General features: G+C 59.8%; 12 protein-coding genes and 3 pseudogenes. 6 read left to right on the top strand and 9 right to left on the bottom strand.

Annotated elements, in window-relative coordinates; genetic code table 11:
- Positions 1-823: 823 nt before the first annotated feature.
- Positions 824-1,243, bottom strand: coding sequence for a type II toxin-antitoxin system VapC family toxin (locus tag LJ656_RS32810; protein WP_230513610.1), 420 nt, complete (start codon positions 1,241-1,243; stop codon positions 824-826).
- Positions 1,230-1,463: a FitA-like ribbon-helix-helix domain-containing protein gene (locus LJ656_RS32805; protein ID WP_230513609.1), complete on the bottom strand. Its 234-nt coding sequence runs from the start codon at positions 1,461-1,463 to the stop codon at positions 1,230-1,232. Before LJ656_RS32805 ends, LJ656_RS32810 begins: the two co-directional genes overlap by 14 nt.
- Positions 1,464-1,618: 155 nt before the next feature.
- Here LJ656_RS32805 and LJ656_RS32800 point away from each other — a divergent pair, with 155 nt between their 5' ends.
- A complete protein-coding gene (locus LJ656_RS32800) occupies positions 1,619-1,876 on the top strand; it encodes a hypothetical protein (RefSeq protein WP_230513608.1) in 258 nt (85 codons plus the stop codon).
- Positions 1,877-2,748: 872 nt separating this feature from the next.
- On the opposite strand, the pseudogene tnpC reads toward LJ656_RS32800, so the two are convergent.
- From tnpC to LJ656_RS35020, 4 genes and pseudogenes are all read right to left on the bottom strand, one after another.
- A pseudogene (tnpC, locus tag LJ656_RS32795) lies at positions 2,749-4,321 on the bottom strand (IS66 family transposase).
- A 29-nt stretch (positions 4,322-4,350) separates the two neighbouring features.
- Positions 4,351-4,722 (bottom strand): IS66 family insertion sequence element accessory protein TnpB, encoded by a 372-nt coding sequence (gene tnpB, locus LJ656_RS32790; protein ID WP_345778601.1) that lies wholly within the window; start codon positions 4,720-4,722, stop codon positions 4,351-4,353.
- Positions 4,719-5,135, bottom strand: a complete 417-nt coding sequence (locus LJ656_RS32785; protein ID WP_230513607.1) for a transposase — start codon at positions 5,133-5,135, stop codon at positions 4,719-4,721. Before LJ656_RS32785 ends, tnpB begins: the two co-directional genes overlap by 4 nt.
- A gap of 233 nt (positions 5,136-5,368) precedes the next feature.
- The gene (locus LJ656_RS35020) at positions 5,369-5,536 is read right to left on the bottom strand and encodes a hypothetical protein (protein WP_329958922.1); all 168 of its coding nucleotides are present in this window, start codon (positions 5,534-5,536) and stop codon (positions 5,369-5,371) included.
- 185 nt (positions 5,537-5,721) lie between these two features.
- Between LJ656_RS35020 and LJ656_RS32780 the strand changes: the two genes are divergently transcribed.
- Genes LJ656_RS32780 through LJ656_RS35010 form a run of 3 tightly spaced genes read left to right on the top strand, consistent with a single transcriptional unit; the run spans position 5,722 to position 6,904 of the window.
- The gene (locus tag LJ656_RS32780; protein WP_230513606.1) at positions 5,722-6,204 is read left to right on the top strand and encodes a hypothetical protein; all 483 of its coding nucleotides are present in this window, start codon (positions 5,722-5,724) and stop codon (positions 6,202-6,204) included.
- Between the two features lie 12 nt (positions 6,205-6,216).
- Positions 6,217-6,747 (top strand): SOS response-associated peptidase family protein, encoded by a 531-nt coding sequence (locus tag LJ656_RS35015; protein ID WP_329958920.1) that lies wholly within the window; start codon positions 6,217-6,219, stop codon positions 6,745-6,747.
- Entirely contained in the window at positions 6,647-6,904 is a 258-nt protein-coding gene (locus LJ656_RS35010; protein ID WP_329958919.1) for an SOS response-associated peptidase family protein, read from the top strand. The genes LJ656_RS35015 and LJ656_RS35010 overlap by 101 nt, the downstream gene beginning before the upstream one ends.
- A gap of 40 nt (positions 6,905-6,944) precedes the next feature.
- On the opposite strand, the gene LJ656_RS32770 is transcribed toward LJ656_RS35010, so the two are convergent.
- The 3 genes and pseudogenes from LJ656_RS32770 to LJ656_RS32760 all read right to left on the bottom strand — a co-directional run bounded on the left by LJ656_RS32770 (position 6,945) and on the right by LJ656_RS32760 (position 9,918).
- Positions 6,945-7,277, bottom strand: coding sequence for a hypothetical protein (locus tag LJ656_RS32770; protein ID WP_230513605.1), 333 nt, complete (start codon positions 7,275-7,277; stop codon positions 6,945-6,947).
- Positions 7,278-7,323: 46 nt separating this feature from the next.
- Positions 7,324-8,534 (bottom strand): IS3 family transposase gene (locus LJ656_RS32765; protein WP_230513604.1). Its coding sequence is split into 2 segments (ribosomal slippage): positions 7,324-8,228 and positions 8,228-8,534, totalling 1,212 coding nucleotides; the frame shifts between segments, so codons are not numbered across the junction.
- A 223-nt stretch (positions 8,535-8,757) separates the two neighbouring features.
- Positions 8,758-9,918: pseudogene (locus tag LJ656_RS32760) on the bottom strand (IS30 family transposase).
- 282 nt (positions 9,919-10,200) lie between these two features.
- Here LJ656_RS32760 and LJ656_RS32755 point away from each other — a divergent pair.
- Positions 10,201-10,779: an IS3 family transposase gene (locus LJ656_RS32755; protein WP_329958921.1), complete on the top strand. Its 579-nt coding sequence runs from the start codon at positions 10,201-10,203 to the stop codon at positions 10,777-10,779.
- A gap of 97 nt (positions 10,780-10,876) precedes the next feature.
- Positions 10,877-12,051: pseudogene (locus LJ656_RS32750) on the top strand (IS3 family transposase).
- Positions 12,052-12,106 lie beyond the last annotated feature (55 nt).

The raw sequence follows: 12,106 nt of genomic DNA, 5'->3' as shown, positions 1-12,106 counted from the left end.
ACATAAACCTATGCCGATCGGAATAGCGGGCGAGCGTGTACGCTCTCCCGGGCGATCCTAGGACGTGCCTGTGCAATTAACTGCTTGCGAGCATTCCGGCTTGCATGAAACCGTAAAACCGTTTTTCTCGGTATCCATGGGGTAAAGTCCCCGCAGCGCAGTAGCTCCGCCGGGCATGTAACTTCCGCCGTCCCACGCAGCCGCGCCGGTCCGCCCGCTCTTCGCTCAAATCCGACGCCTGGACCGACTGGTTGAAAATATGGAAGGTGGATGCAAAATCGCTCGAGCCGCACAAACACGACGATCAGTTCCGGCACGCACCGGTCGCCCCGCGAACGGCTGGTGGTTGGGGGCGGAACCAAGCGATTGGATGAGTTAATGGCCTCTGCCGCGTTTTCCATTGTTTAAACGCTTGGTCAACGCGGCACAAGCGCATTCAGCACTAGCACGGCAACGGCATCGAGTGCCGCAGCCTTGATAGACAGAGAACCCAGTGGCGCCATCCTTCGGTGACTCGAACGCCGACGATGGCCTTCAGGTACATCCACAGCATGGAGACGGAAAGCACGGCTTTCACTCTCAAGCCGACCTCAACGCCCCACGCTTGCGTCTAATAGAGCAGTACCACAAGTCCGAGAGCGCAATCCGCGCCCCGCGCCGTGGCACGGCCGGACGGTGGCCAGATTAGCTGGATACCGAAGAATTTCATTGCCTGTCTTACAAAACTTGCTGGTTGCAATGGACGCGCTTTTTGCAGTGCGCGTCGTCTGTGTCCTGTTCGCCAGCCATCACTTTTATGCTTTCCTCGTTGTTAGTCCCTGTACTACCCTTTGAACGGGTTCAACACGCGGGCGCCCATTCCGGCGAAATCATCGACGTTCCGCGTCACCACGATAAGGTCGTGAATCAACGCGGTTGCCGCGACCAACTTGTCGAGCGAGTGTTCGGGATGAGGGACGCGCAGGCGTCCCCATAGCTGCCCTATCTCTTCGTCCACCGACAGAACGTTCGACCCAAACTCCCGAAGTACGCCGTCGAGCCAATTTTCAAGGCGTGTTGCCTGAGGCTTGTCGCCACGGTGACGAATGATTTCCACTCCCCGCCGCAGTTCGCCAACGGTGACCACCGAGAGGTACAGATCGGCATCGTCCTGCGCCGCCTTGCGGAAGAATGCCATCACGCCCTTGTCCGCTCGATCCCGCTTCCGTACTTCGCTGATGACGTTGGTATCAACCAAATACATTCGGTGCCTCACCATCACCCACGCGTGCGAAATCGGCATCGGTTCCGACATTCGGAATGCTCATCAACACTTCCGCGAACGTCTTACGCTGCGGAGCGCGCAACGCCTTTGCCAAAATCTCGCGATGTTCGGCTTCCGCACTGCGACCGTGGGCTGCGGCCCGCTCGCGCAGGCTTTGGACAAGTCCATCGTCCACATTTCTCACGAGAAGATTTGCCATGATTCCCCCCACACTTGATTGCTATCAATGATAGCACATCTCAGCGGGAGTGCAAGCATTGATAGCAAATAGGGTGGCGCGCCATCACGCGCTGTCCGCGTCCCGTTTGTCGCGAGGAACTGTAATATGGCTGGGTCGAATTTCCTGAGACGGCGATGTCCGATCCCGCGCTTCCATACCCGTTGCTTGAGCCTCTCGAGCTGACCACCCTCCTGATGCGCCACTACGGCATCCATCGGGGACTTTGGACCCTGCACATCGTGTTCCGCACGAATGGTTTGAGTTTTGTGCCACCTGGAACAGATGCGGCATACCCGGGCGTGGTGACACGCGTCGAAGCTCTTGGCCTGCGGAGGGTCGAGACTGCCGACCCGCTTACTGTCGATGCAGCGGCGGTCAATCCGGAACGGTGACGACCGGTGATCCTTCCTGCAGCGCCTCGGGGTATTACCGCCGGAGGGCGCGGTGGGTGTTCCAAAGCCGACTTGACCGTTAGTTGCAGAAAGGAAGCTTCCGATCTTGTGCTCCGCGCGCGTATCGCGCTGGAGCGCTTGCGCGATGGCGATGCGGACGGAGCCCTGATCGATCTGGTCTGGCAGATAACGCTTGTTGCAGGGTTTGTCGTCAAGGCAGGACACGGAAAACTCGATATTGAGGCTGTCGAAGCCGTCAAGCACGGCCTGCAAGATGTCCTCGTCGAGGCCGATAGCCGTCTCGGCCGCCGTCCGTCGCGACGAGCCGAAAAAAACCCGCTTCGCGCGGGCAGTGCAGGTAGTACAAGCAGATCACTGGGGCGACGCTCGGGGGACGTAGCTCGATACCCATGCTACGCCCGCCGCGAGTCGGTCGAGCCTATCCCGGTTGAGAGGTGCGCACGCCAAGGTTTTGTTCTGGAGAGGGGCATGCAACCCATGGTCCATGCGAGGTTGCGATACCAATGGCAAAGGCCGCGAAGACTCGCGCCGGCCTGATGACGAAGATCGACAGACGGCCTATGATCGCTTCCTCGAGAATTTCGAGAGAGTCCAGCCGCCTACTCCGAGGACGAACAGTACGTAGAGGCACTGCGAGCCAGCCGGATGTTGCCCCCGCGGCGGGTAGTTTCGCGCGGTATCATCGACGCTCTTCATAAAGCATGACTAACGCCAGTGAGCCAGCGATGACCAGCTATGTCCAGGTAAGGGCCTGCCCGAATCCCAACAGCTTCTTTGACGAAATCATTCCCGATGACGGCATCAACGTTGTAAGCGAGTCACCAGCGACGTCTTGACCCACCGCGAGCTTGTCACGCTCCGCGGCGCAGCTGCTCCGCGATTGCCCACGGCATCAATTCGTCGAGCCGGTTAATCGGGTGATCGGGCGATACGGCTGAGCACGAAGCGCAGGTAGGCTTCCGGATCGACGCCGTTGAGTGTGGCGGTACCCACAAGGCTATAAATTGCGGCCGCGCGTTCGCCGCCAGAATCGGCTCCGGCGAAGAGATAGTTCCGCCTTCCGATGGCGACGCCGCGCAGGGCGCGCTCAACCGGCAGGTTATCTATTTCAAGGCAACCGTCATCGCAGTACCGCGTGAACGCCTTCCATCGATTGAGCGCGTAGAGAATCGCCCTGCTCGTGTCGGACTTCTTCGAGAGCGTCTCCAATGTCGCTGTGAGCCAGATGCGGAGTTGATCCAGTAGCGGCCGCGCGTGCTCCTGACGATATGATCGTCGTTGCCCGGGCGTCTTGCCGCGGATGACCTCTTCGATCTGGTAAAGGGCGCCGATGCGTTCGAGTGCTTCGGTATTGAGCGCGTTGGGGCGCGCGGCGTGCAGTTCGTAGAACTGTCGTCTAGCGTGCGCCCAGCATGCGGCTTCGACGACTCGTCCGGTCTCGTAGATGGCCTGATACCCGCCGTAAGCGTCGGCTTGCAGCGTGCCGCTGAACGACTCTAGATGCTGTTGCGGGTGAATGCCTTTGCGATCCGGCGTGTACGCGAACCACACCGCTGGCGGCGTCACGTCGGCCGATGCACGATCATCACGGACATACACCCACAAACGTGCGGTCTTCGTCTTGCCGTTTCCCGGCGCCAGAACCGGAACCGGTGTGTCGTCCGCGTGCACTTTCGATGCGGCCATAACGTGGCGTCGCAGCGCCTCGACCAACGGCTCCAGCAGTTTCGCGCCGTGGCCAACCCATTTCGCCAGCAACGAGCGATCAAGCTCAACGCCCTCACGCGCGTACATGACGGACTGCCGGTACAACGGGATATGGTCGGCGAACTTCGATACGAGCACGTGAGCCAGCAGACCCTGGCCCGCCAGGCCGCGTTCAATCGGTCGGCTAGCCGCAGGCGCCTGCGCAATGTGATCACAGCCGGCGCAGGCAAACTTCGGACGCACGTGACGGATCACGCGGAAGCTTGCCGGCACATACTCGAGTTGCTCGGAGACGTCTTCGCCCAGGCGTTTCATCCGGCCGCCGCACTCTGCGCAGTGCTCAATGGCGTCGGGGAGATGCGTCAGTATCTCGCGTGGCAGATGTTCGGGTAACGGCCTGCGCGGTGCCTGCTCCGGTGCCGCCCGCGGAGTCCTTGGAACCTCGACGGGGGCCGCGCCTTCGTCGGCCTCGAGGTCTTCGAGGCGCAGTTCCAGCTGTTCAATCTGATGATCGAGCTTCTCCGACTTGCGGCCGAACTGCATGCGGCGCAGCTTCGCGATCAACAGGTTCAGATGCTCGATCTCGGCCTTGTCCGTGGCGATGGCCGCATCGCGTGATACAAGCAGATCCTGCATGTGCCCGAGCTGCGCATCGCGTTCGCGCAATAGCGCCTTGAGCGCTTCGATGTCGTCAGGAAGGGTGTCGGCCGGACTCATGCCAACAGTTTACGCGGCGGCGTCGACGTTTACAACGCGGACGTGGGCGTACCCGTGCGCGTGGGCTGCCTCCAGTCGATGCCCTCCAGCAGCATCGACAGCTGGGCGGGGCTGAGCAGAACCGTGCCGCTCGTGGCTTGGGGCCAGACGAAGCGGCCCTTCTCCAGACGCTTCATCAACAGGCACAGGCCATCACCGGTCCACCACAATACCTTGAGCAGATCGCCGCGCTTGCCACGAAAGACGAAGATATGGCCACTGAACGGATCGCGCTCGAGAATCGTCTGGACCTTCTCTGCAAGGCTGTTGAAGCCTGCGCGTATATCCGTGACCCCGGCGGCAAGCCATACACGCGAACCACTGGGCAACCCCACAGCCGTGGGCAACATCAGTACGTTCAACGCGATAGCCCTCTGACGATCTCGATCAATGTGGCCGCGCTGATGCCTGTCAGGCGCACGTGGACTTCGCCGCGTGTGATCTCGAACACACCACAGGTGTCATCGCGTTCCGATGCCACGGTGTCGAGTATGGGCTGGGGCGTCAATCCGACCGGCATCCAGTCGACAACGTGGGTGCTACCCGCAGGCAGGCTCGGTGTGCCGAAGTCGCCGGCGAGATAATGTCGGCGCCATTTGAACAGCAGGTTCGCGTTGATCTCGTGCTCACGCGCAATCAGCGCCGCCGGAGCCCCCGGCTTCAATGTTTCCTCTACGATCTGGCGCTTGCGCTCGACCGAAAAGTTCGTCGCTTGATTCGCTTCGGTCCAGCCGGTATGTCCACGATAGCGTCCACCATTCGATTTGGTGGGCACCAAAGTAGCTAAATGAGCCGGGATATGGAAGACGGTGCTGGGTCCTCGCTTACAATTCCGGGCCGCCACCGCCCTCCTTCACCACCTTCTAGATGCCCGATGTCTTCACGATCTCGCCCGGCTTATGTTGCTCTGCCATATCGCCTCCTTGGTTAAGGACATCCGCACGTAGCAGTTCTTGCACCCGACAACCCCCGCGCCGGCGGCTCCCTTTAGCGCCTGTGCCGGCGCGCTCAATCCATGCCGACGGCTCGCCGCATCGCAGCAGTGATGCCCTGTCGCGCCTGCCAGAAGCCCGGCCAAGGATCGGCTTTGAGTGATCGCTGACGTTCGACGGCGGTTCGCATGGTCCATTCGTCGCCGCGGCTCACCTCCGTTATTTCGTTCCACGACACGGGCATTGAAACACCCATACCGGACCTCGCGCGCACGGAGAACGCCGCGACTGTTGCGCAGATAGTCAATGAAGAGACAGATTGATCCGGTCTGCGCGCGGCGGCCCCGGAGTATTTGTGGCCGGCGCACAGCCTATGCTGTTACCCTTGCACGAAGCCCGCTCCCGATGGCGGGCGTTTCAACGGAGAGAATGGACAAAATGGCGTCAAGCCGGAAGCGCGCAGGCGACAAAAAGATGGCGCGCAAACCGCTCACCAAAACGATGCTGCTGCCGATGAACGCGGCACTGGCGCGCGACTCGTCATTGTCATATCACGTTGCGCTGGACGGCTGGCGCCGCGGCCACGGCAATCGCCGCATAGTCAACGAGCTCACGCGGGCCACTTACATGGCGTGGTTCCTTCAGTCCGCAGGCTATGGCGACGCGCCCAACGAACTCTTCCAAGCCGCAGAGTGCGTCGGGGAGTTAGCGCTGATGCAGGCTCATGAGAGCGGCGAGGAGGAAGGGTGGTCTCTCGACGACGAGTCGGTTTCCATATTCACCGGGATTCTCGCCCTTCACGACGACCAGCTGCGGATCGCCCCGCTGCATCAGTACGAGAACGCGGAGCGGCGCCTGCTGGCTTTCCTGCATGGACCTGAGCGCTCCCCTATCCCAGCGCCAATTGATTGAAGGAGGAAAGTCGTGTGCACCAGTTACGAAGCACCTGGCAAGATCGAATTCGATGCGTTCAGCCTGTTTCCAACGCCGTCATTCGACTACCGTGGCGAGATCTATAAGGATTACGTTGCGCCGATTTTCCGGCGGGTTGACGGCGAGCTATCGACTGACGCTGCGACATTCGGCATGGTCCCGCGCGAGAGAATCCCACCCCGCGTCAAGGTCTTCGACACCATGAACGCGCGCAGCGAAACCGTCGGTCAGAAGCGCAGCTTCAGTGGCGCCTGGAACCGGCTGCAACTCACACTTATCCCTTGCCGCCGATTCTACGAGCCGTCGTATGAGACCGGCAAACCTGTGCGATGGCGCATCGGCCTCGCGGACAACGACGCGTGCGCCATAGCGGGGCCTATGGCGAGCCTGGGACAACCCGGACGGCTCACAGACGTTCTCGATGACCATGCTTACGTTGAATGCCGACGAGCACCCGTTGATGAAGCGGTTCCACAAGCCCGGCGCCGAGAAGCGCGGCGTCGTTGTGCTCCCCCAGTCTGAGCACCTGGACTGGCTTTCGTGCCGGAACACAGAGGAAGCGAGATCTTTTCTGCGACTGTTGCCGGCCGACGCATTGCACGCAGAGCCCTATCCGCTTCCGCCTCGCAAACGGACAGCGGCGGCTTCTGATGATAGTGAGCAACAGTCCTTACTCTAAGCGATGGAACGGTCCATCCGCGCCGACCGGTGGACACAGGTCAATCTGGGTACGTGACTGCCTGAAATGCTTCATGCGCATACTTCTCGAAAAAACCAGGCGCAAGCCCGAACACCACGCGGGCTTTCTTAACAGTGTCAAAGCCTTCCGTAGCGTCGAACAGCGCCCCCGAAATCTCCCCGACAACCCGCGCTTGACACTCGGGCGTAAGGCGCTCGCGACGTCCCTCTTCGACCGCCGCCCGCAGGCTTCCAGCCGCGGTCCCGCCGTCTATGGGGTCGATTTTGCCAGCGTGAAAAACTGTGGCGATGCCATGACTGCGCAATATTCGCGCAAAGTCGCCAAGCAACGAAGGGAGGGCCTGCTCATCCATGATCGTTTCCGTTATTGGATTTGCCCCTGTACCTCCGGACACCGCCTCACACCTGAGTTGATGAATCGGTCCTGCGTCTGAACTCGCGTGGCGAGCGGTACTTCAGCGCGCTGTGAGGATGATGCTCGTTGTAGTGCTCAAACGCGACGGCGAGATTGTGCGCCGCAGTCGCTGCGTCGGGCTTCGGCATGAAGGCGACATAGTCACGCTTCATCGTCTTTACGAAGCTCTCGGCCATTCCGTTACTTTGCGGGCTGCAGACCGGCGTGGTCAATGGCTTTAGCCCGATGGACGACGCGAAGCTTCGAGTCTTGTCCGCCGTGTAGCCCGAGCCGTTATCTGTCAGCCACTCGATTTCAGCCGGCGCCTTCAAGACATTGCCAAATCGATTCTCGACGGCTGCGAGCATCACGTCGCGCACCACATCGCCACTGTGCCCGCCGGTCGTCGCCGCCCAGCTCATCGCTTCACGGTCACAACAGTCCAGAGCGAAGGTCACGCGCAATGGCTCGCCGTTGTCGCAGCGAAACTCGAAGCCATCAGAACACCAGCGCTGGTTGCTCTTCGCTACCGCGACCTTGCCATCGTGCCGACGCTGCGGCCGTGGTGGAGAGGGTCTGCGTTGTAGCAGCAGGCCGTGAACGCGCATTACCCGATATACGCGTTTGGCGTTGACGGAAGCGATGCCTCGACCCTCCCGCTGACGACGCAACATTCCCCAGACCCGGCGATAGCCATAGCTCGGCAAGTCAGTGACGGTCAGACGTATCTCTTCGACCAGCCCGGCATCGTCCGTCTTCCTGGCACTGCGTCCATCCTGCCAGTCGGCTGGACGTGCAAGCCTTGCCGTCACGTTTGAGCGCGCTACACCGAGAACGTCACAGACCTGCTTCACTGCTCGTCCCCCGGCAATGAGGGTGAGCGCGCAATCCATTTTCGCGACTTCGCCACCTCCACCGCCTCACGAAGAATCTCGTTTTCCATGGTCTTTTTACCGAGCAGTCGCTGAAGCTCCCGGATTTGCTTCAGCGCATCGCTCAGCTCCGACGCTGGTACGACTTCCTCGCCGGCACTGACAGCCGACAGGCTGCCGTCCTGATACAGCTTGCGCCAGTGGAACAGCTGGTTCGGATTGACGCCGTGCTGGCGTGCAACCATCGAGACCGACTTGCCCGGCTCGAAACTCTCTCGCACCATCGCCAGCTTCTCATCGGCTGACCATCGCCGCCGGCGCTCCGGCCCCGTCAACACTTCCATCACTTCTTGCTTGTTGTTAGTCAGAAACACAGTCGTATGCCTACCCGCTATTTTAAGTGGGAGACTGTGTCCGGTGATTCAGGGGGCCGCTCCAGTTATTTCTTGTCCAGTGTTATGCCCGCGACCAACTTCACCAAGAAATGCGCAGCATCTGCGCCTCGCAGGCATGCCCAATTTCAGCGTCGCCAGCCGCGATCCCGAACGACTGAATTACCCTGCGGATTCAACCCGTCGATGCAACGGTTTGATGAAATCGCTCAGCCGGTGTATCAAAGTTTATTGTTTTTCGGGGGCGTTCATTGAGCCGCCTTGCCACGGCATTCAGCCTGGCCTGCGAATAGATAGAGAGATCGGTACCTTTTGGGAAGTACTGCCTCAGAAGCCCATTCGTGTTTTCGTTCGAGCCGCGTTGCCAGGGATGCTGCGGATCGCAGAAGTAGACCTTGATGTCGGTAGCCACGGTGAAGCGCTTGTGGTCGGCCATCTCTTTGCCCCGATCCCCAGGTCAGCGATCTGTACAGTTCCTGAGGCAGCTTGCCAGCATGCCTGATGAGAGCGTTGATGACGGTCTCTGTATCCTTGCTGGCAATCCTCACCAGCATCACGTAGCGGGTTTGACGTTCGACGAGAGTCGCAATCTGGCTGTTCGCGTTACCAAACAGCAGATCGCCTTCCCAATGACCCGGTATCGCGCGGTCTTCAGCTGTCGCGGGACGTTCGCTGATCGATACGGCGTCGCAGATTCGCCGTGCTCCTCCGACTTCATGGTGTGATGACGTGAACGACGCATGGCGCGTGTGCGGCGTAAATGCTCCAGCAATTCCTTTTTTAGCGCACCGCGGGCCTGTATATAAAGGCTCCGGTAGATTGTCTCGTGCGACACCTGATAGTCCTTGTTGACCGCGTATGAGTGCTTGAGCCAACCGGCAATCTGTTCTGGCGACCACTGCAACTGAAGTTTGCTCGCCACGACCCGGGCGAGTTCCCGATTCGTGGCGAGCTTACATTCCTTGGGACGACGGGCACGATCCCACGCAAGGGCATCGGCCTGATTCGCCCGATAGCCTTGAGCCCCGCCATTTCGCCTGACTTCCCTGCTGATGGTGGAGGGCGCCCGTCCAAGCCGGTTGGCCACCGAACGAATCGAGTGCCCGGCCGCCAGCGAGCGCGATATCTCCTCGCGCTCGGCCAGCGTCAGTGCCAGTCTGGAGCGACGTCGTGATGCCGGCTGTATTCCGCCTGTCTGCGCCAGAATCCGCTGTATCGATGAGTGATTCCGGTCGAATAGCTGCGCTATATGCTGAAGCGATTCGCCTTTGCGCCAATGCTCCCACATTAGCGCTTTCTGGCTCTCGCTGTAATAGATCCGGGTTCTGTACTTCATCTGCAACACTCCCGCTGCTCACACAGCTTCGATTGTGTTGCATCGACGGGTTGAATCCGCACCTTTTACCAACGAATGAAGCCAGTGCGGCGGGTGCGCTCGGCTCGACCCCGAGCAACTTCAATGCTTCGTCTAATCATTCTATGTCGTTTTCCGTCCTATTTCGAAAGATCGAGCGCTGGCCGAAATACTTCGATTAATCGACCATGTCGATACAAAATCAAGTTGTATGGTATAAAAATAAAGATGTATAGCGTCTATCCAGACCGCGGTTCATCATAGATTCATGGGCCGACTTCTCACGCTGCCCCTAATACGTTTTGCGCACGTCATAGGCGAGACCCAAGGGTGTCGGATTTCACCTACGTCTCGACCTGGCAGGGCTGGCTGTACGTGGCGTTCGTAATCGACGTGTTCGCCCGTCGCATCGTTGGCTGGCGCGTCAGTTCGTCGATGACCACGGACTTTGTTCTGGATGCGCTTAAACAGGCGCTGTATGCTCGCCAACCGGGCGACGACGGGACTTTGATACACCACTCCGATAGAGGGGCGCAATACGTCAGCATTCGATACAGCGAACGTTTGGCCGAGGCGGGTATCGAGCCGTCCGTCGGTAGCCGTGGCGACAGCTACGATAACGCGCTGGCTGAAACGATCAACGGCCTGTACAAGACCGAACTGATCCATCGGCGAGCGCCGTGGAAAACGAGGGAATCCGTCGAACTGGCGACCCTGGAATGGGTGGCTTGGTACAACCATCATCGGCTGATGGAACCGCTCGGCTATATCCCGCCTGCTGAGGCTGAGGCAAACCACTACAGGCAACTCAGAAATGCCGCTGAAGTACCCGCATTAACTTAAACCAACCGGCCTCCCCGATTCCCGGTGCGGTTCAGCCTGAGGTCGGCTGAAAAAAGTGGAAGCCAACGTTTCGTAAAATCGTGAAACGGAGGCATGAATGAATCGAATTCCCAAAGCGGTCTACACGAGAAAGTTTCGTGAGGAGGCGGTCAAGCTGGCATTGACTGAAGGTGTCGGTGTTTCGGAAGCGGCGCGCCGGCTCTCGGTTCCGCTCAAGACACTGGCGAACTGGGTGCGTTCAGCCAGGGCAGGCAAACTACAGAAGGTCGGCAGGGACCAGAAGCCGCTGACCGAACTGGAGGCCGAGCTGGCGCGCGTACAGCGAGAACTGGCGGAAGTGAAAATGGAGCGCGATCTGTTAAAAAAGTTCGCGACGTACTTTGCGAGGGAGTCGCGGTGAAGTACGGCGTGATTGAACAGATGCGACAGGATTATCCGGTGCCACCGATGTGCCGGTTGCTGGGTGTTTCGGTCAGCGGGTATTACGCATGGCGCAAACGCACGCCCTCGAAACGGGCACGGCAGGAAGCACGACTGGAAACGGAGGTTCTTGCTGCCCATTAGCGCACGCGCGAAAGCTTCGGTCCCGAGCGCCTGCAGAAGCATCTTGAGCAGCACGGTGTTTGTGTGGGCGTGCACCGGATAAAACGGTTGCGCAGGAAACTGGGCCTGCGGTGCAGGCAGAAGCGCAAGTTCAAGGCAACCACCAATTCGAAGCATGATTTGCCTGTCGCGCCGAACTTGCTGGACCAGGACTTCTCGGTTGCAGCGCCCGATCAGGCCTGGTGCGGCGACATCACGTACATCGCGACCGACGAGGGCTGGTTGTATCTCGCTGGCCTGAAGGATCTGTACCGCGGCGAAATCGTCGGCTACGCGATGAGCGAGCGCATGACGAAAAATCTGGTCATGCAGGCGCTGTTTCGCGCCGTCTCGATCCGGCGCCCGAAGCCGGGCCTGATTCAGCACACCGACCGCGGCTCGCAATATTGCGCACAGGCATACCAGAAGCTGCTCAGGCAGTTCGGCATGCGCGCGTCGATGAGTCGCCGCGGGAATTGCTACGATAACGCGCCGATCGAATCATTCTGGGGTTCACTCAAGAACGAACTGATCTATCATCAGCGCTTCGCAACGCGCGAGCAGGCCAGGCTCGCCATCGGCGAGTACATCGAAATGTTCTACAACCGGCAGCGCACGCAGGCACGTCTGAACTACCTGTCGCCTGCTGCATTTACGCAGCGATTCTATCCGGATCGTACCGCTGCTTAACGCGTTGGCCTCCACCGATTCCGACCGACCTCACTTCATACGCGTACATGAACTA

The organism is Paraburkholderia sejongensis, from assembly GCF_020880815.1.
Classification (GTDB): domain Bacteria; phylum Pseudomonadota; class Gammaproteobacteria; order Burkholderiales; family Burkholderiaceae; genus Paraburkholderia; species Paraburkholderia sejongensis.
This window is presented reverse-complemented; position numbering and strand designations above follow the sequence as displayed.